The sequence below is a fragment of the Nocardia sp. CA-107356 genome, from assembly GCF_050946365.1.
In the GTDB taxonomy this organism is placed as follows: Bacteria; Actinomycetota; Actinomycetes; order Mycobacteriales; family Mycobacteriaceae; genus Nocardia.
The window spans coordinates 3,842,490-3,868,232 of sequence record NZ_CP191992.1; the positions used below are offsets into that span (position 1 = coordinate 3,842,490).

Annotated in this window: 1 protein-coding gene (cut by a window edge); it reads left to right on the forward strand. The window is 67.5% G+C overall.

All coding sequences use genetic code 11. The annotated features are described in order from the left end of the window. Nucleotides 1-25,742 carry the 3' portion of a non-ribosomal peptide synthase/polyketide synthase gene (locus tag ACQP1G_RS17270; RefSeq protein WP_433205061.1) on the forward strand. It extends 18,034 nt beyond the left edge of the window, so the window shows 25,742 of its 43,776 coding nt (coding positions 18,035-43,776); the start codon falls outside the window, past its left edge; its stop codon occupies nucleotides 25,740-25,742. The last annotated feature ends 1 nt before the right edge of the window (nucleotide 25,743 follow it).

A 25,743-nucleotide genomic window follows, 5' to 3' on the forward strand; every position in this document is an offset into this window, starting at 1 on the left:
TGCGCGTGGATGAGCTGGACCTGTCCGGTTATGCCGACGCGCCGATCACTGACGCCGAGCGCGTCGCGCCGCTGCGCCCGCAGCACCCGGCGTACGTGATCTTCACTTCCGGCTCGACCGGACGCCCCAAGGGCGTCGCGGTGCCGCACGCCGCGGTCGTCAACCAGATCCGCTGGATCACCGGCGAATACGGCATCGGCGCGGACGACATCGTGCTGTTCAAGACGCCGGCCACCTTCGACGTGTCTGTATGGGAGCTGTTCGGCCCATTGCGGATCGGCGCTCGCTTGGTGGTGGCGAGCCCGGACGGGCATCGAGACCCGCAGTACCTCGCCGAGGTGATCGCGGCTGAGCGAGTCACCATGACCTCGTTCGTGCCGTCGATGCTGACCGTCTTCGCGGGCGCCATCGACCCGGTCGGCGCCGACGCGCTCGCCTCGCTGCGGATTCTGTTCGTCGCCGGTGAGGCGTTTGCCGCCGACGCTGTCGCCGCCATTCGCCGGGTGAGCGACGCCGCGCTGTACAACCTGTACGGCCCGACCGAGTTCACCGTGCACGCCACGCACGGCCCGGTCGCCGACCAGGTGGACGGCGCCGTGCCGATCGGCCTGCCAGTGTGGAACGCGCAGGCGTACGTGCTGGACGCACGCCTGCACCCGGTGCCTGCGAATGTCGCGGGCGAACTCTATCTCGCGGGCGACCAGCTGGCCCGCGGCTACTATGGCCGCGCCGATCTGACTGCTGACCGCTTCGTGGCCAACCCGTACGGCGCGCCCGGCGCGCGGATGTACCGCACCGGTGACCTGGTGCGCCGGGACGCCAGCGGCGCTATCGACTACCTGGGCCGCACCGACTTCCAGGTGAAGGTGCGCGGTCTGCGTATCGAGCTGGCGGAAATCGAGTCGGCGCTCACCGCGCCCGAATCGGTCGCCCAGGCGGTGGTCGTGGTGCGCTCGGACGATCGGTTGGGCGACCAGCTGGTCGCGTACGTGGTGCCCGCGAACGGCGCTACGGTGGACGTCGAACAGCTGCGCGCGCGCCTGTCCGCGCAGCTGCCGTCCTATATGGTGCCCGCCGCGATCGTGGTGCTCGATGCCATGCCGCTCAACCCCAATGGCAAGTTGGACCGGCCCGCGCTGCCCGCGCCGACCTTCGCGGCCAAGGTATTCCGCGCTCCGAGCACTCCGGTGGAGGAGATCGTCGCGGGTACCTTCGCCGAGGTGCTGGGCTTGCAGGGGGTCGGCCATGGTGTCGGCTTGGACGACGACTTCTTCGCCCTCGGCGGTAACTCGCTGATCGCCACCCAGGTGGCGGCCCGGCTCGGCGCGGCGCTGGACACCCAGATCCCGGTGCGCGCGCTGTTCGAGGCCTCGAATGTCGCGGCGCTGGCCGCACTCGTGGAATCGGCCGCCGGAGCGGGCGGCCGGGCGCCGCTGACCGCACAGGCGCGCCCGGAGCTGGTCCCGCTGTCGCTGGCCCAGCAGCGGATGTGGTTCCTCAACCGCTTCGACAACCGCACCGCGGTCAACAACATTCCGGTCGCCGTCCGGCTCACCGGCGATGTCGATATTGCCGCGTTGAACGCTGCCATCGGCGATGTGCTGGCCCGCCATGAGGCGTTGCGCACCATCTACCCGGAGCTGGAAGGCACCGGCTACCAGCGCATTCTGCACACCGACGAGGTGCGCTTCGAGCTGGCGGCCGAGGCGATCGCCGCTGCCGCCGTGCCCGCGCGCATCGTCGAGCTGGCGAGCGTGCACTTCGATGTGACCAGTGCGGTGCCGTTCCGGGCCACCCTGCTCAGCATCGATGACGACAACCACATCGCGGTGCTCGTCATGCACCACATCAGCGGTGACGGCTTCTCGCTGCGCCCGCTGCTGCGCGATGTGGTGCTGGCCTACACCGAGCGCAGCCGCGGTGAGGTGCCCGTGTGGGCGCCACTGGATGTCCAATACGCCGACTACGCGCTGTGGCAGCGCGAGGTGCTCGGCAGCGAGGACGATCCGGAATCCGTCGCGGCACAGCAGCTCGCGTACTGGACCGGACAGTTGGCCGATCTGCCCGATCAGATCGAGCTGCCCGCCGACCGCTCGCGGCCCGAGATCGCCTCCAATGCCGGTGGCACCCACGGCTTCTCGGTCGACGCCGAATTGCACGCCGCGCTGGCCGAACTCGCCCGTGCCCGCGGGGTCACGCTGTTCATGGTCGTCCATGCCGCGCTGGCGGCCTGGGCGGCCCGGCTGTCCAACAGCACCGATATCGCCATCGGCACCCCGATCGCCGGACGCGGTGAACGCGCGCTCGACGACCTGGTCGGCATGTTCGTCAATACGCTGGTGCTGCGCAACGAGGTCGATCCGAGCGCCAAGTTCAGCGATCTGCTCGCGCAGGTGCGCCGCACCGATCTGGCGGCCTTCGCCAATGCCGATGTGCCGTTCGAGCGGCTGGTCGATGTGATCTGGGGGCGGCAAAGCGGCGCAGCGGCCGGGGTGGGTAGACACAGTCCGGCCCGTTCACAGGCACACCACCCGCTGTTCCAGGTGGCGCTGACCTTCGAGGCCGCCTCGGCCGCCGATATGGGCACCATCGCCCTGCCCGGTGTCGAGCTGTCGGTGGTCGAATTCGATCCGGGCACGGCCAAATTCGATGTGCAGCTGACCGTCGGTGCGGCCGCCGACGGTGCGCTGGGCATGTCGTGGAACTACGCCACCGAACTGTTCGATCCGGAGACGGTGGCATCCTTCGCCGATCGTCTGGTCCGGATTCTGCAGAGCGTGGTCGAGGATCCCGAGATCGTCATCGGCGATATCGATCTGCTCGGTGAGGCTGAGCGGCTCAACGTTTCGCAGCGCTGGGTCTCGTCCGGATCCGACGGTGGAAGCGGTCGGTTCGCCGATCCGGGTCTCACGTTGGCGGGGTTGTTCGATGCGGTGGTGGTTGCGCATCCGGGGCGGACTGCGGTGCGGTTCGGTGCGGATTCGTTGACTTATGCGGAGTTGGATCGGCGTGCGAATGTGTTGGCGCGCAGGTTGATTGCTGAGGGTGCGGGGCAGGAGTCGATGGTCGCGGTGATTTTGCCGCGTTCGTTGGATCTGGTGGTCGCGTTGTTGGCGGTGGTGAAGACCGGTGCGGGTTATGTGCCGGTGGATCCGTCTTATCCGGCGGATCGGATCGCGTATGTGTTGTCGGATTCGGGTCCGACGGGGGTGATTGTTGATTCGACCGTTGAGGTCAGCGTGCCCGATGGGCTGCCGACCATCGTGGTGGACGGCTTCGCTGTCGAGGCTGGCAATGTCGAAGACGTTGACGACGCCCCCGTCACCGATGCCGACCGTAACGCCCCGTTGAGTCCAGACAGTGTGGCGTATGTGATCTACACCTCCGGTTCGACCGGACGCCCGAAGGGGGTCGCGGTCGCGCACCGGAATGTGGTGCGGCTGTTCGCCAATACCGATCGCGACTTCGGCTTCGGCCCCGACGATGTGTGGACGTTGTTCCACTCCTACGCCTTCGACTTCTCGGTGTGGGAGCTGTGGGGTCCGCTGCTGTTCGGCGGCACCCTGGTGGTCGTCGACTACTACACCTCGCGCTCGCCCGAACAGTTCCTGGAACTGCTGCGGGTGGAACAGGTCACGGTGCTCAACCAGACACCGTCCGCGTTCTACCAACTGGCCGAGGCGGATCGCAATGCCGCCCCGGACGCCGAACCGCTGGCGCTGCGCTATGTGGTCTTCGGCGGTGAAGCCCTCGAACTGCGCAGGCTCGCCGATTGGGTCGCCCGCCACGGTGACGGTGTCACCGCACGGGCAAGCCGCGCCGCGAACGCCGCGCCGTTGCTCGTGAACATGTATGGCATTACCGAGACCACGGTGCATGTGTCCTTCCGTGTGTTGGATGCGGCGACGATTGCCGCTGCTTCCGGCAGCGTTGTCGGCCGCGCCATCGCGGGGTTGAGTGTGTACGTGTTCGACAACCGGCTGCGGCCGGTTCCGGTCGGTGTTGCGGGTGAAATGTATGTTGCTGGACCGCAATTGGCTCGTGGGTACCTCGGCCGCCCGGATTTGACTACTGCGCGTTTTGTCGCGAATCCGCTGGCTGACGGCGATAACGCGGGTTCGCGCTTGTATCGCTCCGGTGACTTGGCGCGCTGGAATCGTGATGGTGAGCTCGAATATCTGGGTCGTGCTGATGATCAGGTGAAGGTTCGGGGTTTCCGTATCGAACTCGGTGAGATCGAGTCGGCTGTGCTCGCTCAGCCTGGTATTGCTCAGGCGGCGGTCGTCGTGCGTGAGGATCAGCCGGGGGATCAGCGGATCGTGGCGTATGTGGTCGCGGAGCCCGATGTCATTTCGGATCTTGATGTGGTTCGCAGCGGCGCAGCCGAGCGGCTGCCGTCCTACATGGTGCCGACCGCCCTGGTGCGCCTCGAGTGGATTCCGTTGACTGTCAACGGCAAGCTGGACCGGCGTGCGTTGCCCGCTCCTGAGGCGCGGGCCAAGGCGTTCCGTGCGCCGGTGACCCCCGTCGAGGAAGTCGTTGCTTCGGTGTTCGCTGAGGTGCTCGATCTGCCTCGGGTCGGTGTGGATGACGATTTCTTCGATCTCGGTGGGAATTCGCTCATCGCGACGAGGGTGGTATCGCGGATCGGTGCTGCTCTTGGTACGACGGTCCCGGTGCGGGCGTTGTTCGAGGCGCCGACTGTGGAAGCACTCGCCACGCAGGTGGAATCGCACGCCGACGGCGCCGCACGTGCCCGCCTCGTTGCTCGGCCGCGATCGGCGGAGGAACTGGTTCCGCTGTCGTTCGCGCAGCAGCGCATGTGGTTCCTGAACAAGTACGACACCACCTCCGCGGCCTACAACCTGCCGATCGCCATCCGGCTGACCGGCGCCCTCGATATCGAGGCGCTGCGCCTAGCGGTGGCCGATGTGGTGCGCAGGCACGAATCGCTGCGCACCCGTTACCCGGAGCACGGCGGCACGCCGGTTCAGGTGATTGTGCCCGCCGAGAACATTGTGCTCGACCTGCACCCGGTCGCGGTCGACTCCGCGCTGCTGACCACCGCGGTGACCGAGTTCGTCACCGCCGGATTCGATGTGGCGGAACAGGTTCCGCTGCGAACCAGGCTGTACACGGCCGGTGTCGACGACTACGTGCTCGTGGTCGTTGTGCACCACATCGCGGCGGATGGTTTCTCCGTCGGCCCGCTGACCCGCGACGTGATGCTCGCCTACACCGCGCGCGCCGAAGGGAGTGTGCCTGGCTGGGGTCCACTCACCGTGCAGTACGCCGATTTCGCGGTCTGGCAGCGGGAAGTGCTCGGCGCCGAGAACGACCCGGATTCGCTGTTCGCGCGCCAGGTGGCGTACTGGCAGCGTGCGCTGGATGGGGTCGCCGACGAATTGCCGTTACCGACCGATCGGCCGCGTCCGGCGGTCGCCTCACATCGTGGTGCGACACTGCAGTGCGAGGTGCCGGCCGACCTCGTGGCGGCGCTGGACGATCTGGCTCGCCAACGCGGCGCGTCGCTGTTCATGGTGATGCACAGCGCACTCGCGGTGCTGCTCGCCCGGCTGTCGGGCACCGAAGACATCGCGGTCGGCACCCCGATCGCCGGCCGCGGCGAGCAGGCGCTCGACGATCTGGTCGGCATGTTCGTCAACACTCTGGTGCTGCGCATTGGAATCGAACCGGCTGAGTCGTTCATCGAGCTGCTGGACCGGGTGCGCAGCACCGACCTGGACGCTTACGGCAACGCTGAAGTGCCGTTCGAGCGACTGGTTGACCTGCTCGCGCCGGAACGCTCGCAGGCCCGCAACCCGCTGTTCCAGGTGATGTTCGCCTTCCAGAACCTCGACCGCGCGTCGCTGGAGCTGCCCGGGCTTTCGGTTTCGGCGCTCGAACTCGAAGAAAACGTGGCGCGTTTCGATCTGCAGTTCACGCTGTCGGAGAAAGACGCGACTGGCATGACCTTGGCGCTGACCTACGCGACCGAGCTGTTCGACGAGTCGACGGCGCACGCTATCGCGCAGCGCTGGCGGCGAGTGCTCGAAGCCGTGGCCGCTGATCCCGCCGCACCGGTCGGCGCCATCGATGTGCTCGACGCGGCCGAGCATGCCGATCTTGTCGCTCGCACGGGCGCCCCCGCGGCGCCCGCGCGCACCCTGCCCGAGTTGCTGGCGGCCGCGGCACACGACCCGCAGGCGCCCGCAGTGGTGTTCCAGGGGACAGGTCTGTCCTACGGCGAGCTGGATGAGCGGTCGAACCGCTTGGCTCGCATGCTGATCGCCGAGGGCGTCGGTCCCGAGGACCTGGTCGCCATCGGTGTGCCCCGTTCCGCGGATTCGGTGTTCGCATCCTGGGCTGTCGCCAAGACTGGTGCGGCGTTCGTGCCGCTCGACCCGAACTACCCGGCTGACCGCATCACGCACATGGTCACCGATTCCGGTTCGCCTCTCGGTCTCACGGTCGCCGCAGTGCGCGACGGTCTGCCGGAATCGGCGCGCTGGCTGGTGCTCGAAGACCTCGACCTGGACGCGTTCGACGGCGGGCCGATCACCAACGCTGACCGGGTCCGCCCGCTGCTGCCGCAGCACCCGGCCTACGTCATCTATACCTCCGGCTCGACCGGTGTGCCCAAGGGCGTCGTGGTCACCCACGCCGGTCTTGCCAACTTCGCTGCCGAGCAGGTCCAGCGGTACGCACTCGACTCCCATTCCCGTGCAATGCATTTCGCTTCGCCGAGCTTCGACGCGTCGATCCTCGAGCTGATGCTGGCGATCGGTTCGGGTGGTGTGCTGGTCGTGGTGCCGACCGGTGTCTACGGCGGTGAGGAGCTCTCCGAGCTGATCCATAGCGAGCGGGTCACGCACGCGTTCATCACGCCTGCCGCACTGGCCACCTTCGATCCGAGCGGCCTGGATTGCCTGCGGGTGCTGATCTCCGGTGGCGAAGCCTGCCCGCCGGAACTGGTCGCGAAATGGGCTGCGCAACTGGCAGACGGCTCCGCACGTAAGGTCTATAACGCCTACGGCCCGACTGAGGCCACCGTCGCGACCAACATGAGCGACCCGCTGGTGGCGGGCGAGACAGTGACCATCGGTGGCCCGATCCGCGGCATGCAGTCGCTGATCCTCGATGCCCAAATGCGGCCCGTACCAGTGGGTGTCGCGGGTGAACTGTACCTGTCGGGTATTCAGCTGGCACGCGGCTACCATGCGCGAGCCGGGCTGAGCGCCGAGCGTTTCGTGGCCAACTCGTATGTCGCGGGTGCGCGGATGTACCGCACCGGTGACGTGGTCCGCTGGACCCACGCCGGTACGGTCGAATATGTCGGCCGCTCCGACTTCCAGGTGAAGATCCGCGGTTTCCGTATCGAACTCGGCGAGATCGATGCCGCGCTTGCGTCACACGAGAGCGTCGACTTCGCGGTCACCATCGGGCATAAGAGCTCGGCGGGCACCGTCACGCTGGTGTCGTATGTGGTTGCCGCGCCGGGCGAGTCGATCGACGTGGCCACGCTGACCAGGCACGTCGAGGAGCGGCTGCCCGCGTACATGGTGCCGTCATCGGTGATGGTGATCGACCAGGTGCCGCTGACCGGGGCAGGCAAGTTGGACCGGAAGGCGCTGCCGGAGCCGGTATTCGCGACCGCGGTCGTGTTCCGGGCGCCGCGTACCCCCGTCGAGCACACCATTGCCGAGGTCTTCGCCGAGGTGCTCGGCGTGGAGCGGGTCGGTGTGGACGATTCCTTTTTCGCGCTCGGCGGCGACAGCATTGTGTCGATCCAGCTCGTGTCGCGCGCCCGGGCCCGTGGTGTCGTCTTCACGCCGCGGCATGTCTTCGAGCAGCGCACCGTGGCGGGACTCGCCTCAGTCGCGCAGACCGCCGAAACCGCCGCGGCGACGCAGCCGGTCCTCGCCGAGCTGCCGGGTGGTGGTGTCGGTACGATGCCGCTGACGCCGGTGGTGCGGTTCATGGCGGAGCGGCGCGGTTCGTTCGGCCGCTTCAATCAGACACTCGCGCTGGAGCTGCCGGTCGGTATCGACCGCGTGGGTATCGCGAAGACCGTCGGTGCGGTCATCGACCGGCACGATATGCTGCGGGCCCGGTTACATCATGACGGTAACGACTGGATCCTGGAAACTGCCGCGGCCGGCACCGTCGACGTCGACGCACTGATCGACAGGACGGAGTTCGAGGCAAGTATCGACGATGCCGCGCTCGTCGAAATCGCGAGCACGGCACTGGATGCCTCGCTGGATCTGCTCGATCCCGCAGCGGGCGTAGTCATTCGGTTCGTCTGGCTGGAGCCGGACGACGGTGACCACAGTGGGCGACTGATCGTCGTCGGACATCACCTTGTCGTGGACGGCGTTACCTGGCGCATCCTGGTGCCGGACTTCGTCACGGCGTGGGGTCAACTCGCTTCCGGCCAGGAGCCGGAGCTCGTCGCACCGGTCACCTCGATGCGCACATGGGCAGATGCCCTGCGGCGTGCGTCCGAAAGTGCCGAGCGCGTCGCCGAACTCGACTACTGGCGTTCGGTTGCGGGGTCGGCGGATCCAATGCTGACCGATCGACCGATGGATCCGGCGATCGACACCTCGGGCAGCATCGAGAAGCTCCATGTTGAGGTGACCCCGGCAGTCACCAAGGCTCTGCTCACCACGGTGCCTGCACTCTTCCACGGCGGCGTCAACGACGGCCTGCTCACCGCGCTCGCACTGGCGACCGCGAAATGGCGGGCGCGCCGCACCGGAACCAGGGCCGACGATGCGCTGCTGATCCGCTTGGAAGGGCATGGCCGCGAAGAGGACATCGTGCCCGGCGCGGATCTGTCCCGCACGGTCGGCTGGTTCACCGCGATCTTCCCGGTCCGCTTCGATCTGTCCGGTATCGACATCGATGCCGCGCTGGCAGGCGGACCTGAACTCGGCAAGGCCGTCAAGGTGGTCAAGGAACAACTGCTCGCGGTCCCGGATAAGGGCGTCGGCTACGGTTTGCTTCGGTATCTGAACAGCCGGACCGCCGCCGAGCTGCCCGCCCAGTTGCCCGGCCAGGTGAGCTTCAACTACCTCGGTCGCGTTTCCGACGGCGAGGTGCCGGAGGCGATGCGCGGCTTCGGCTGGATCCCAGCGGCCGAGTTCGGCGCGCTCGGCGGCGCCTACGACCAGGACATGCCCGCGATGGCGCCGCTGGACATCAACGCCATCGTGGTGGGTGACACGCTGACCGCGAACATCGGCTACCCCGCGACCCTGCTCGATGCCGCACAGGTCCGCGAATTCGCCGACCTGTGGACGACGGCGCTGGAATCGGTGGCCAGGCACGCCAACTCGAAGGGCGCCGGCGGCCACACTCCGTCCGACTTCGGCCTGGTACGCAGCACCCAGCGCGATATCGATGGCTGGGAGCAGCGATTCCCTGAGCTTGCCGATGTCTGGCCGCTCTCGGCGCTACAGGCCGGTCTGCTGTTCCACGCCAGGCTGGCCGCCGGCTCGGTGGACGTCTACACCGCGCAGGTGGTGCTCGACCTCTCTGGGCGGGTGGACGCGGCCCGGTTGCGTTCGGCCGCACAGGCTTTGGTCGACCGCTACGAGACCCTGCGCACCGCCTTCATCACCGATAAGGACGGCAATGCCGTGCAGGTGGTGCTCGACAGCGTCCGGGTGACCTGGGCCGAGCACGATCGCGTCGAGTCCGGCGAGTCCGAGGACCTCGTCGTTGCGGACCGCACCCAGCGTTTCGATCTGACGGCGCCGCCGCTGATCCGGTTCACCCTGATCCAGGTGGCGTCGGATCGGTGGCAGTTCGTGGTCTCCAACCACCACATCCTGCTCGACGGCTGGTCCATGCCGCTGCTCATGCGGGATCTGCTGGTGCTCTACGCGGCCCACGCCGATGCCACTGTGCTGCCCGCGGTGCGCTCCTACCGGCACTTCCTGGAATGGACCAGGCAACAGGATCTTTCGGCCTCGGTGGGTGTGTGGCGCGAGGCGCTGCATGGTGTCACGGAACCGACCCTGCTTGCTCGCCCCGATGTGGGCCGCGAGATCACTGCGCTGTCCGGTGAGTACCTCTTCGATCTCGACGAGTGGGCGACGACGCGACTGACCACGCTCGCCGGCTCTCTCGGCGTGACGCCGAATACCGTGCTGCAGACCGCGTGGGGCATTCTCGTCGGCCGGATGACCGGCCGCGACGACGTGCTGTTCGGTACCACTGTTTCCGGCCGTCCCGCCCAGCTGACCGGCGTCGAATCCATGGTCGGCCTGTTCATCAACACCGTCCCGGTGCGCGTGCGCTTCGATCCGTCCGAGTCCGTGCGGCAGCTGCTGACAAGGACCCAGGGCGAGCAGGCGGACCTGCTCGACCATCACTACGTCGGTCTGGCCGAAATCCAGTCCGCCGCAGGTATCGGCGGCTTGTTCGACTCACTGGTGGTGTTCGAGTCCTACCCGGTCGATGCCGAGGGCATCCAGGCGCAGGCCGCCGATATCGACGGCATGGCGGTGGTCGGCATCGAGGCCGCCGACGCCACGCACTACCCGCTCACGCTGATCGCGGCGTTGGATACCCGACTGCGGATCCGCGCGGGCTACTTGCGCGACCTGTTCGACGAGCAGACGGTGCGGCGGATCGCCGACCGACTCGTCCGGGTGCTGACCACTATGACCACCGAACCCGGTGTGGCCGTTGGGGATATCGAGCTGCTCGATACCGTCGACCGAGACCTCGTGGTTTCGGGTTGGAACGACACGGCGCACGTGGTGGATGCGCAGGCGACGCTGGTGTCGATGTTCGAGGCACAGCTGGCCAAGTCACCCGAGGCGACCGCGTTGACGTTCGAGGGGATGAGTCTGCCCTACCGCGAGTTCGCGAGCCGGGTGTATCGCCTGGCGCGCTGGCTCATCGAACGCGGTGTCGGCCCGGAGTCGTATGTGGCCCTTGGCATGCGGCGCTCCATCGATCTGGTGGTCGGCATGTACGCGGTGGCCGTGGCCGGTGGCGCGTACGTGCCGCTGGATCCGGATCATCCGGCCGACCGCACGGAATACATTCTCGCGACGGCGGATCCGATGTGTGTGCTCACCTCCAGGGACGACCTCGACATCGACACCGCCCAGGTGCGTATCGACCTGCTCGACCTGGATGGCTTGTCGGATCAGCCGGTGACCGACGAACAGCGGCGCACTCCGCTACTGCCGTCGAACATCGCGTACGTGATCTTCACCTCGGGTTCGACCGGCCGTCCGAAGGGCGTCGCGGTCAGCCATGCGGCGATCGTGAACCGCCTGGTGTGGATGCAGTCGGCCTACGGACTGACCAGCGCCGACGCCGTATTGCAGAAGACGCCGGCGACCTTCGACGTCTCGGTGTGGGAGTTTTTCTGGCCGTTGCAGATCGGTGCGCGCCTGGTCATCGCGAGGCCCGACGGGCATCGCGATCCGGCCTACCTCGCCGAGATCATCACCGCCGAGCGGGTCACCGTCACCCACTTCGTGCCGTCCATGCTGTCGGTCTTCGTGGCCGATGCGGCCGCGGGGCGGTGTGATTCGCTGCGGCTGGTCTTCGCCTCCGGTGAGGCACTGCCGCCCAAGCCCGCACATCGCTTGCGCGAGTTGACCGGTGCGGCGCTGCACAACCTGTACGGCCCGACCGAGGCCGCGGTCGACGTCACCTTCCACGAGGTGGTCGCGACCGATACCGATACCGTGCCGATCGGTGCGCCGGTCTTCAATACCCAGGTGTACGTGCTGGATTCGCGACTGCGGCCGGTTCCGGTCGGTGTCGCGGGTGAGCTGTACCTCGCGGGCACCCAGCTAGCCACCGGCTATGTCGCACGTGCGGACCTGACGAGCGATCGCTTTGTGGCGAACCCGTTCGGTCTCGAGGGCACCCGCATGTACCGCACCGGCGACCTGGTGTCCTGGACGTCCAACGGTGAGCTGGAATACCTGGGCCGTACCGACTTCCAGGTGAAGCTGCGCGGTCTGCGCATCGAACTCGGCGAGATCGAGGCGGCGCTGACGGCGCTCGACGAGGTCGCACAGGCAGTCGTGATGGTGCGCAGCGATCATCACACGGGCGATCAGTTGGTCGCGTATGTGATTGCGGCGCCGAATGTTCGGCTGGATATCGAGACGGTGCGCGAGGACCTCGGCAGAGGGTTGCCCACCTATATGGTGCCGTCGGTGGTCATCGTGCTCGACGAGTTCCCGCTCAACGCCTCCGGCAAGCTGGACCGCAAGGCGCTGCCCGCACCGGTGTTCGAGGCCGCGGTATTCCGTGCGCCGACCACGCGGGTGGAGGAAATCATCGCGACGACGTACGCGGATGTGCTCGGTCTCGAGCGTGTCGGTCTCGACGATGACTTCTTCGCCCTGGGCGGCAACTCGTTGAGCGCTACCCAGGTCGCCGCCCGGCTCTCGGCCGCGCTGGACACCAATCTCGGTGTCCGCGAACTCTTCGAGGCATCCACTGTCGGTGCGCTCGCGGCCCGCGCGGAGACGCGTGCGGGTGCGGGCGCGCGCGCCGCGCTCGTCCCGCAGCAGCGTCCGGGGCGGGTGCCGCTGTCGCTGGCGCAGCAGCGCATGTGGTTCCTCAACCGCTTCGATCCGGACTCCGCTGTCGACAACATTCCCGCCGCGGTGCGGCTCTCGGGTCTGCTCGACTGGCAGGCACTGCAGATCGCGGTCGCCGATGTGCTGGCGCGCCATGAGTCGCTGCGCACCTACTACCCGGAGGTCGACGGCACCGCGTACCAGCGGACCGTCTCCACCGGCAAGGTGATCCCGGATCTGACACCGGTCGATGTCACCGAAGCCGAACTGCCGCGGCGTCTCGCGGAGGTCATGCTGAGCGGCTTCGACGTCACCGCCGAAGTTCCGTTCCGGGCTCGGCTGTTCGAGATCAGCCCGACCGAACATGTGCTGGCCCTTGTGGTGCACCACATTTCGGCCGACGGCTTCTCGATGGGTCCGCTCACTCGCGATGTGATGACCGCCTACGCCGCCCGCGTCGACGGCGGCGAACCCGCCTGGCGGCCGCTCGAGGTGCAGTACGCGGACTTCGCGCTGTGGCAGCGCGAGGTGCTCGGCGCCGAAACCGATCCGGAGTCGGTGATCTCCGGGCAGATCGAGTTCTGGTCGAAGACCCTGCGCGGCCTGCCCGAACAGCTCGACCTGCCCGCCGACCGGCCGCGTCCGGCGGTGGCGTCGGGTCGCGGTGCGACGCATGTCTTCGAGATCGATGCCGAAACCCACGGCAAACTCACCGAACTCGCTCGCAGCAGGGGCGCGACGCTGTTCATGGTCGCGCACACTGCGCTCGCGGTTCTGCTGGCTCGTATGTCCGGCGAGGAAGATATTGCGATCGGCACCCCGATTGCGGGGCGTGGTGAACGCGCGCTCGACGACCTCATCGGCATGTTCGTCAATACCCTGGTGCTGCGGACCTCGATCGACGGCGACGCCACCTTCACCGAGCTGCTGCGCACCGTGCGCGGCATCGATATCAGCTCGTTCGGGCATGCGGATCTGCCGTTCGAACGCCTGGTGGAGATTCTGAACCCGGCCCGTTCGCAGGCGCGTCATCCGCTGTTCCAGGTGATGCTCTCGTTCCAGAACATCGGTCAGAACAGCCTGGAGCTGCCCGGACTCACGGTCAGCGGCGTCGAACTGCCCATCGATGTGGCCAAGTTCGATCTGCAACTGGTGCTTTCGGAGCAGACCGCGACCCCGACCAGCACCGTCAACGGTGCCGGTGCCACGGTCGCGCCGTCGGGTATCACCGCCGAATTGATCTACGCCACCGATCTGTTCGACGCCGACACCATGGCCGAATTCGGCGACCGGTTCAACCGGCTGCTGCGGGCCGTCGCGGCCGAACCGGATCGGGCGATCGGCGATATCGGTCTGCTCGATGAGCGGGAAGCCGAACTGGCGCTGCGTGGTTGGAACGACACCGAGCGTGAGCTGGGTGCGGCCAGCTCGCTGGTGGACGAGTTCGCCAGGCAGGCGGCGGCCACCCCGGATGCGGTCGCGATCGTGGATCCGGCGCCCGGAACCTCGCTGACGTACGCCGAATTCGGTGCGCGCGTGCATCGGTTGGCGCGGCGGTTGATCGAGGCCGGTGTCGGCCCGGAGAAGCTGGTGGCCCTTGGTCTGCGGCGATCGGTCGACCTGGTGGTCGCGGCGTACGCGGTGCAGGAGGCGGGTGGCGGCTATGTGCCGCTGGATCTGGATCAGCCGACCGAGCGGATCAGTTATGTGCTCGAGTCGGCGGCACCGGTCTGTGTGCTGACGACTTCGCGCGACGACTTCGAGAGCGGTGGTCTGCCGACGCTGTCCATCGATGAGCTGGATCTGTCCGGATACTCGGAGGAGCCGGTCACCGATGCGGAGCGGATCGCACCGCTGCGGGCGGAGAACACCGCGTATGTGATCTTCACGTCGGGTTCGACGGGTCGCCCGAAGGGTGTGGCGCTGCCGCATGCGGCCGTTGTGAACCAGATCCGTTGGGTCACTGGTGAGTATGGCATCGGTGCCGATGATGTGGTGTTGTTCAAGACTCCTGCGACGTTCGATGTGTCGGTGTGGGAACTGTTCGGCCCGTTGTCCACTGGTGGCCGGATCGTGGTGGCGAGCCCGGATGGGCATCGTGACCCGCAATACCTGGCCGATGTGATCGCGGCCGAGCGGGTCACCATGACATCGTTCGTGCCCTCGATGCTGACCGTCTTCGCGGGCAGTGTGGATGCCGCCGGTGGTGCGGCGCTGGAATCGCTGCGTGCCTTGCTCATCGCCGGTGAGGCGTTCACCGGCGATGCGGCACAGGCCATTCGCAAGGTGAGCTCGGCCGAGCTGTACAACCTGTACGGCCCAACCGAATTCGCAGTGCACGCGACCCACGGACCGGTGGCGCAGGGGCTGGTCGGCGCGGTGCCGATCGGCCTGCCCGTCTGGAATGCCCAGGCGTATGTGCTCGATGCCCGCCTGCATCCGGTCGCGCCGGGTGTCGCGGGTGAGCTCTATCTCGCGGGTGCGCAGTTGGCGCGCGGTTACTTCGGTCGCACCGATCTGACCGCGGATCGCTTCGTGGCCAACCCGTTCGGCGCGCCGGGCGCCCGCATGTACCGCACCGGTGACCTGGTCACCCGCAATTCCAACGGGTCGATCGTCTACCTGGGCCGGACCGACTTCCAGGTGAAGTTGCGTGGTCTGCGCATCGAGCTCGGTGAGATCGAAACCGCTCTCACCGCGCACGATTCGGTCGCGCAGGCGGTGGCGCTGGTGCGTGCGGATGCCCGGACCGGTGATCAGCTGGTCTCCTATGTGGTGCCCGCGAACGGCGGCACGGTCGACCTCGATGAGCTGCGCTCGCACTTGACCGAGCAGCTGCCCTCCTACATGGTCCCCGCCGCTATTGTGGTGCTGGATGCCATGCCGTTGAACCCCAACGGCAAGCTGGACCGCCGCGCACTGCCCGAACCCGTCTTCGAGGCCAAGGAATTCCGCGCGCCGTCGACGCCGATCGAAGAGATCGTCGTCGGCGTATTCAGCGACGTGTTGAGCCATGACCGAATCGGTCTGGACGACGACTTCTTCGACCTCGGCGGCAACTCGCTGATCGCCACCCAGGTGGTCGCCCGCCTCGGCGCCGCACTCGATACCCGCATTCCGGTGCGGCTGCTGTTCGAGGCGCCGAATGTGGCCGCGCTGGCCGCGCGGATGGAGGCGCAGCAGGGCACCGGCGGTCGCCGGGAACTGGTGGCCGGACCACGGCCGGAACAGATTCCGCTGTCGCTGGCCCAGCAGCGGATGTGGTTCCTCAACCGCTTCGACAACCGGACCGCCGTCAACAACATCCCGCTCGCGGTCCGGCTCACCGGCGCACTCGACACCGATGCGCTGCGACTGGCCGTCGCCGACGTGGTGGATCGGCACGAGGTGCTGCGCACCGTCTACCCGGAGACCGCCGACGGTCAGGGCGTGCAGGTTGTACTGCCCGCCGGTCAGGTCCACCTCGACCTGACCCCGGTCGTGGTGTCGGAGACCGATATTCGCTTTTCGATCAGTGAGCTGGTGCTGACCGGCTTCGATGTCACCGCCGAGGTTCCGGTGCGCGCCAAGCTGTTCCGGCTCGAGGCGCCGATGGACGGCTCGCTGCCCGATACCCACGTGCTCGTGTTCGTGGTGCACCACATCTCCGGTGACGGCTGGTCGGTGCGCCCGCTGGCCCGCGATGTGATGGTCGCCTACGCGGCTCGCAACCGCGGCGAATCGCCCGCTTGGGCGCCGCTGCCGGTGCAGTACGCCGATTTCGCGCTGTGGCAGCGCGAAACACTCGGCTCCGAGGACGATCCGGCCTCGCTGATCGCCAAGCAGGTCGCGTACTGGTCCGAGAGCCTGGCCGGGCTGCCCGATCAGCTGGATCTGCCGTCGGATCGTTCGCGTCCGGCCGTCGCATCCAACCGCGGTGATGTCTACGAATTCGGCATCGACGCGGCGCTGCTGGCCGAACTCAACGCACTGGCCCGCGCACAGGGTGCGAGCCTGTTCATGGTGGTGCACGCGGGGTTCGCGGCACTGCTGGCGCGACTGTCCGGTAGCGATGACATTGCCGTCGGCACCGCCGTCGCGGGTCGCGGTGAGGCCGTACTCGACGACGCGATCGGCATGTTCGTCAATACGCTGGTGCTGCGTACGCCGGTCGACGCCGGTGCGTCCTTCGCCGAGTTGGTGGCGCGGGCCAGGGAAACCGATCTGGCCGCCTTCGGCCACGCGGACCTGCCGTTCGAGCGGCTGGTCGACATCCTCAATCCGGCCCGTTCGCAGGCGCGGCATCCGCTGTTCCAGGTGATGCTGTCGTTCCAGAACACCGGCGAGGCGGCCTTCGAACTGCCCGGCCTCGAGGTGGCCGGCGTCCCGCTCGATGTGGTGACCGCGAAATTCGATCTGCATCTGAACCTCGCGGACCGGATGGACGCGGCCGGGAACGCCGACGGCATGACCGCCGAATTCGCCTATGCGACCGATATGTTCGACGCGAAGACGATCGCCGGTGTCGCCCAGCGCCTGAACCGTCTGCTGCGGGCCGTGGTCGCGGATCCGGCCGTCGCGGTCGGTGACATTGATCTGCTCGATGCCGCCGAGCGCACGAAGGTGCTCGACAAGTGGAACGACACAGCGCATATCGTTGATGCCGAACTCACCCTGGTCTCGATGTTCGAGGATCAGGCCGCCCGGAGTCCGAAGGCGATCGCGCTGACCTTCGAAGGGACGAGTCTTTCCTACGGTGAGTTCACCGCGCGGGTGAATCGACTCGCGCGGCACCTGATCTCGCTGGGGGTCGGACCGGATTCGATGGTCGCGCTCGGTATGCGCCGGTCCTTCGAGCTGGTGATCGGTATGTACGCGGTGAGCGTCGCGGGTGGTGCGTATGTGCCGCTGGATCCGGATCATCCGGCTGAGCGCACCCGGTATGTGCTCGGCACCGCGAACCCGGTGTGCGTGCTGAGCACCGCCGCCGACGAGTTCGACGCGGGCACGACGACCGCGCTGGATATCGCGGCGCTGGATCTGTCGGCGTACTCCGACGAACCGGTGACCGATGCGGAACGTCTTGCACCGCTGCGGCCGTCGAATACCGCCTATGTGATCTTCACGTCGGGTTCGACCGGTCGACCGAAGGGGGTCGCGGTCAGCCATGCCGCGATCGTCAACCGTCTGGTGTGGATGCAGTCCGAATACGGGTTGGATCGCGGCGATGTGGTGCTGCAGAAGACCCCCGCCACCTTCGATGTGTCGGTATGGGAATTCTGGTGGCCGCTGCAGGTCGGCGCGCGCCTGGTCATCGCCAAGCCCGACGGGCATCGCGATCCGGCCTACCTGGTGCGGACCATCGCCGACGAGCAGGTCACCACCGTGCACTTCGTGCCGTCCATGCTCTCGGTCTTCGTGGCCGATGACCGGGCCAGCGAATGCTTCGACCTGCGCAACGTCTTCGCCTCCGGTGAGGCGCTGCCCGCCGTGACCGCACAGCGGTTGCGCGAGCTGACCGGTGTCTGGCTGCACAACCTGTACGGCCCGACCGAGGCCGCGGTCGATGTCACCTATCACGAGGTGACCGACTCCGACACCCTCTCGGTGCCGATCGGTGCCCCGGTCTTCAATACCCAGGTGTACGTGCTGGATTCGCGGCTGCACCCGGTGCCGGTCGGTGTCGCGGGCGAGCTGTACCTCGCGGGCGATCAGCTGGCGCGCGGCTATGTGGCGCGTCCGGATCTGACGGCGGATCGCTTCGTCGCCAACCCGTTCAGCACCGGCAAGCGCATGTACCGCACCGGTGACCTGGTCCGATGGGTGCCTGCATCGCGAAGCGATTCGATGAGGGGTGGTGGCCGGGCGACGGGTGGGCCCGCGAATGGCGAGTTGGAGTACCTGGGCCGTACCGACTTCCAGGTGAAGCTGCGCGGTCTGCGCATCGAGCTCGGCGAGATCGAATCCGCGCTGACCGCGCTGGAGACGATCGCTCAGGCGGCCGTGGTGGTCCGCTCCGACGATCGCCTCGGCGATCAGCTGGTGGCGTACGTGATCGCGGCGGCGGACCGTTCGGTCGATATCGACGCGGTGCGTGCCGAACTCGCGGCCGATCTGCCCGCGTATATGGTGCCGACGGCATTCGTGGTGCTGGATGCGTTCCCGCTCAACGCCTCTGGCAAGCTCGACCGCAAGGCATTGCCCGCCCCCGTCTTCGAGGCGAAGGTGTTCCGCGCACCGTCGACTCCGATCGAGGAGATCGTGGCGAGCGTCTACTGCGACGTACTCGGCATCGCCCGGGTCGGCCTGGACGACGACTTCTTCGAACTCGGCGGCAACTCGCTGCTGGCCACCCAGGTGACCGCGCGCATCGGTGCCGCACTGGACACCCAGCTCGCGGTGCGCGATCTGTTCGAGGCGTCGACGGTCGCCGCGCTGGCCGCCAAGGCCGAACACAATGCCGGATCCGGCCGCACCAGGCCGCGGCTGGTCGCGGGGGAGCGGCCCGCCCGTATTCCGCTCTCGCCCGCGCAGCAGCGGTACTGGTTCCTCAACCAGTTCGATACCGCCACCTCGGCGGTGGACAACATTCCGCTGGCGGTGCGGTTGTCCGGTGCGCTCGACGTGGCGGCGCTCGAGCAGGCGCTCGGTGACGTATTCGCGCGGCACGAGGTGCTGCGGACCACCTATCCGAGCTCGGCCAGCGGCCCGCACCAGGTGATCCTGTCCGCCGACCAGGCCGTACCGGAGCTGACCGTCACCGATATCGACGAGTCGGATCTGGTTCGCACGGTCATCGAATTCGCGCTCACCACCTTCGATGTCACCGTGCAGGTGCCGCTGAAGGTCGCGCTGTTGCGGATCGCCGAACACGATCACGTGCTGGCGTTCACGGTGCACCATGTCGCGGCCGACGGTTCGTCGATGGGCCCGCTGGCCCGCGATGTCATGGCGGCGTATGTGGCACGGGCGCAGGGTGAGATCCCGCAGTGGCTGCCGTTGCCGGTGCAGTACGCCGACTACGCGCTGTGGCAGCGTTCGGTGCTCGGTTCCGAGGACGATCCGGAATCGCTTGCCGCACAGCAGGTCGCGTACTGGCAGTCCGCGCTCGCGGGTCTGCCCGATCAGTTGGAGCTGCCCGCCGACCGGCCGCGCCCGCCGGCGCAGTCGTTCCAGGGCAAGGCGATTCGCTTCGAGATCGCGCCGGACAAGCACGCACGCCTGCACGAATTGGCGCGGGCCAATAACACCTCGCTGTTCATGGTTGTGCACGCGGCACTCGCGGTGCTGCTGGCCCGGCTCTCGGGCACCGACGATATCGCGGTCGGTACGCCGATCGCGGGTCGCGGCGAGCGTGAACTCGACGATCTGATCGGCATGTTCGTCAACACCCTGGTGTTCCGTACCCGAGTGCAGCCAGGCGATACCTTCGCCGATCTGCTCGCCGATGTTCGCGAACGGGATCTCGAGGCGTTCGCGAACGCCGACGTGCCGTTCGAGCGGCTGGTCGAGGTGCTCAACCCGGAGCGTTCGACGGCACGCAATCCGCTGTTCCAGATCGGTCTTTCGTTCCAGAACCTGGCCGAGACCACCTTCACGCTGCCCGGCCTGTCGGTGAGCGCGGTGAACTTCGATTCACAGCTGGCCAAGACCGATCTGCACGTCACGCTCTACGACCGCTACGCCGACGACGGCACCCCGGCCGAGATCGTCACCGAATTCGGTTATGCCATCGACCTGTTCGACGAGGCGACGGTGCAGAGCTTCGCGGACCGCTACGTCTTGGTGCTCGATGCTGTACTGACCGACCCCGATGTGCCGGTCGGCGAGATCGATCTGCTCTCACCCGTCGAGAACACGCGAATCCTGCACGCCTGGAACGACACCGCGCACCCGCTCGATATCGACGCCTCGACCACGCTCGTGTCGCTGCTGGATGCCACGGTGGCGGCGAGCCCGGATGCGGTGGCACTTGTTGCCGAGGACACGGCGCTCACCTACGCCGAGCTGGACGCCAAGGCGAACCGCCTGGCGCGCCACCTGATCGTGCTCGGTGTCGGCGCGGAGGACCGAGTGGCGCTGGCCATTCGACGGTCGGTGGATCTCGTGGTCGCGATGTACGCGGTGGCGAAGTCGGGTGCGGCCTATGTGCCGATCGATCCCGATCAGACCGCCGAGCGCACCGACTACATCCTGCGCACCGCGGCACCAGTCTGCGTGCTGACCACCGGCCGCGACGGTTTCGACAGCGCCGTAACCACGGTGGTGTCGATCGACGAGCGGGATGTGTCCGGCGTCGCCGCCGATGCGATCACCGACGATGACCGGCTGCGGCCGCTGGCCGCGGCGAATACGGCGTACGTGATCTTCACCTCGGGTTCGACCGGCCAGCCGAAGGGCGTCGCCGTGCCGCATGCGGCGATCGTCAACCAGTTGCAGTGGAAGACCAGCGAATTCGGCCTCGGTGCCGCGGACGCGGTGCTGCTGAAGACGGCCGCGACCTTCGACCTTTCGGTGTGGGAGTTCTGGTCGGCGGCGGTATCCGGTGGCCGACTGGTCATTGCGATCGCCGACGGACATCGCGATCCCGCGTACCTCAACACCCTGATGCGCGATACCGGTGTCACCACACTGCATGTGGTGCCCTCGATGTTGGACGCGCTGCTGACCGAATCGGACGGACACCTGCCCGACTCGTTGCGCCGGGTGCTGGCGATCGGTGAGGCGTTGCCCGCCGCGACCGCACAGCGGTTCCGGACGGCCAACGCCGCTACGCTGTTCAATCTCTACGGTCCGACCGAGGCCGCGGTGTCGATCACCAACCATGCGGTGACCGACGCGGATGCCGTCTCGGTGTCGATCGGTGCTCCGGAGTGGAACAGCCGTGTCTACGTGCTGGATTCGCGTCTGCGTCCGGTGCCGTTGGGTGTTTCGGGTGAGTTGTATCTGGCCGGTGCGCAATTGGCGCGCGGCTACTTCGGACGGCCGGATCTGACCGCGGAGCGGTTCGTGGCCAACCCGTTCGAGTCCGGTGCGCGCATGTACCGCACCGGTGACCTGGTGGCCTGGAATGCCGACGGTGAGCTGGAATACCGCGGCCGCACCGACTTCCAGGTGAAGATCCGCGGTTTCCGCATCGAACTCGGCGAGATCGAGGCGGCCCTGCTGCGGCAGACCGCGATCACCTCGGCCGCAGTGCTCGCACATACCGATCCGGCGCTCGGTGACCGCCTCGTCGCCTATGTCGTCCCGGCCACCGGTGAACTCGACAAGCGCGCACTGCAGTCGGCGCTGGCGGCCGAGCTGCCGTCCTACATGGTGCCCAGTGCCTTCCTGGCGCTGGAAGCGCTGCCGCTCAATGCCAACGGCAAACTCGATCGAAATGCGCTGCCGCAGCCCACCTTCGAACATGCCGCGTTCCGCGCGCCGGTCTCACCGGTAGAGCAGATCGTGGCCGGTGTGTTCGCCGATGTGCTCGGCATCGAGCGGATCGGCGCCGATGACGATTTCTTCGCCCTCGGCGGTAACAGCATCCTGTCGATCCAGTTGGTGTCGCGGGCGAAGGCACTCGGCGTGGTGTTCTCCGTGCGCGATGTCTTCGATCAGCGCAGCGTCGCGGGACTTGCGGCCATCGCCAAGTCGACCGCGGATCTGCGGCCGACGATGGCCGAGCTGCCCGGTGGTGGGGTCGGCGAGATCCCGCTGCCGCCGAGCATCGCGGCGGTGCTGGCACTCGGCGCGTCCTACCAGCGTTTCTCGCATGAGGCGACAGTGACCCTGCCGAGCGAACTCGATCGCGACGCACTGCGCGTGGCGATCGCGACAGTGGTCGACCGGCACGACGCCCTGCGCACGCGACTGCGTCAGGCGGGCGAGGGCGCGACGTTCGCGGCGCTCGACCGCGGCGCCATCGATATCGATGCGCTGGTGCACGAGGTTTCGGCCGACGCCACCCTGTCCGAGGACTACGGCCACGACGAGCTCATCCGGCTCGCCGATAACGAACGCGCGGCCGCGGCCGATCGTCTCGATCCGGCGAACGGTGTGATGGCACAGTTCGTGCACATCACCGCGGATAAGCTCGACGGCGGCAATTTCGTGCTGGTCGTGGTGCACGCCTTCGCGGCCGACCCGAAGTCTGTCGGCGTCGTGACCTCGGACCTGCTGGATTCGGTCGAGGATGGGTCGCTCACCCTGCCGGAGGTCGGCACCTCGCTGCGGCGCTGGGCATACGGTCTGACCGATGAAGCGAGCGCCCGTGCCGCCGAACTGCCGTTCTGGCATGAGGTTTCGGCAACGCCGGATCCGCTGCTGGGTGCGCGCGCATTCGATCCCGCGCTGGATACCGTCGCCTCGGTGCGGCGGGTTCGGGTCGAGGTGCCGACGGCGGTCTCCGAGGTCCTGCTCACCGCCGTGCCGACGCGGTTCCACGGCGGCGTACCGGACGGGCTGTTGTCGGCCTTGGCCATGGCCCTGGTGCGCTGGCGCGGCGAAGAGCACGGATCGGATGTGCTGGTCCGGCTCGACGGCGACGGGCGTGCGGCGGTTCGCGACGCCGAATTGTCGCGCACCGTTGGTGCTTTCACCACGACCTACCCGGCCCGGCTCGATCTCGGCGATATCGATCTGGCCGATGCGTTCACCGGCGGTCATGCCGCGGGTGCCATCGTCAAGTCGGTGAAGGAGCAACTGCTCGCGGTGCCGGATCAGGGCGCTGGCCACGGCCTGCTGCACCTGCCGCAGGTGGGTCAGGTGAGCTTCCGGTATCACGACGCGGTGATCAAGACCGAGCGCGGTGCCGATATGCCCGCGAACGGTGCGGTCGATATCACCGTCACCGTGGACGATGCGGACGATGGTCGGCGTCTGCTGGCCACCTTCGAGTTCCCGGTGGGTCTGCTCGCCCCGGAGCGGGTGCAGGAGCTGGCGGATCTGTGGGTCGCCGCGCTCACGGCGCTGGGGAAGCATGCGCAGCGACCGGATGCGGGTGGTCACACACCGTCGGATCTGTCGCTGGTGCAGGTCGGTCAGTCCGATATCGACCTGTGGGAGCAGACGTACCCCGGCCTCAGTGATGTCTGGCCGGTCTCGCCGCTGCAGTCCGGTCTGCTCTTCCACGCGCTGATGACCACGGCCACCGTGGACGTCTACACCATGCAGGCCGTGGTGCAGTTGGCCGGTGCGGTGGATGTCGAACGGCTGCACGCGGCCGCGCAGGCGATCCTGGATCGTTACCCGAACCTGCGCACCGCATTCGTCACCGACGCCACCGGGCAGGTCAGGCAGGTCGTGCTCGATCGGCTCGAAGTGCCGTGGCGGATCGTGGATCTCACCGAGCTGCCGGAGGCGGAGCGGGCCGAGGAACTGCGGCGCAGGATCGAGTCGGATCACGCGGATCGCTTCGATATGTCCGCGCCGCCGCTGGTGCGCTACACGCTGTTGCGTACCGCGGCGCAGGAGTGGTCGCTGGCGATCACCACGCACCATGTGCTGGTCGACGGCTGGTCGATGCCGCTGCTCATGCGGGATCTGCTGGTGCTCTACGCGACTCGCGGCGATCAGTCGGCGCTGCCGCACGTCTCCTCTTACCGCGACTTCCTGGACTGGCTCGCCACCCGCGACCAGGACGCGTCGCTGCGGACCTGGGCCGAGGCCTTCGATGGTGCGACCGAGCCGACCGAGTTGGCGACGCCGGCACGGACCGTCGAGACCTACGAGACCGCCAAACTGGTCACCGAAATCGACGCCGACCGCACCCGCCAGCTCACCAAGCACTGCGCCGAACTCGGCATCACGGTGAACACCCTGGTGCAGGCGGCGTGGGGCATTCTGCTCGGCCGGCTCACCGGCCGCGCCGATGTGGTGTTCGGCGCGACGGTTTCCGGTCGGCCCGCCGAACTGCCGGGTGTGGAATCGATGGTCGGCCTGTTCATCAATACGCTCCCGGTCCGGGTGCGTATCGACGACCGCGCGACCATCGACGATCAGCTCAAGCGATTGCAGCGCGACCAGACCGATCTGCTCGACCACCACTACGTCGGACTCGCCGATATCCAGCGCGCCGCTGGAATCGGATCGCAGTTCGACACCCTGCTGGTGTTCGAGTCGTATCCGATCGATCGCGAAGCGATCGCCGCCGCGAGTTCGATCGACGGCATGTCGGTGACCGATGTCGGTGTCGACAGTGCGACGCATTACCCGCTGACCCTGCAGGTGACCGCGGAGTCCACCCTGGAGTTCACCCTCGAATACCTGCTCAGCCGGTTCACGGCGGACGAGGTGGAGACCCTGTCCACCAGGTTGATCCGGGTGCTCGACGCGCTGCTCGGCGATCCGGCCGGACTGGTCGGCGATATCGATATCCTCGACGCCGGTGAGCGGGCTCGCCTGCTCGTCGAATCCGGTATCGCGGCAACGGTTCCCGCGCCCGAACCGGTGGGCCGGGTGGGTGCGCGCACGGTGTCGAAGGTGCTCGCCGAGGTCGTCGAGGCCGATCCCGAGGCGCCCGCGTTGCTGGTCGACGGCGATGAAATCGCCTACCACGTACTGGATCGCCGTTCGTCGCAGCTGGCTCGGGTGCTCATCGAGTACGGTGCCGGACCCGGCGATGTGATCGCCATCGCACTGCCGCGTTCGGTGGATGCGGTGGTCGCGGTCTGGGCCGTCCAACAGGCCGGTGCTGCCTGCTTGTTCGCCGGTGATCTGACCGCCGACGAAATGGCAGCTGCCGGAGCCGGTTTCGGGATCACCCTGGAGCCGGTCGACGGCCCGATCACCTGGCTGGTGCCGAGCGATCCGACGGTGCAGGCCGAACTGGCCGCCGCGCCGTCGCATCCGGTGTCCTACGCGGATCGGGTGCGCCCGCTCGCCGAGGAACATCCCGCCTTCGTGGTGCTCGCGGCGGACGGCTCGGTGCAGGCGCTCAGCCAGACCGAGGCGCTGGAGCGGGCGGATCGAGTGCGCTCGGAATACGAGATCGATTACGAGTCGACGACATTCACCACCGCGGTCTCCGGCCGCGCCGCGCTGCTGGAGTTCCTGGCAGCGGCAACCGCCGGTGCCCTGTCGGTACTGCCGAGCGCGGATTCGGTGCCCGATGATCTCGCCGACGGCGAAGTCAGCCATTGGTTCGTCACGGTGGACGAGGCAACCGACGCGGCCGACGAGAACATACGCATCGTGATCGTCGAGTAGT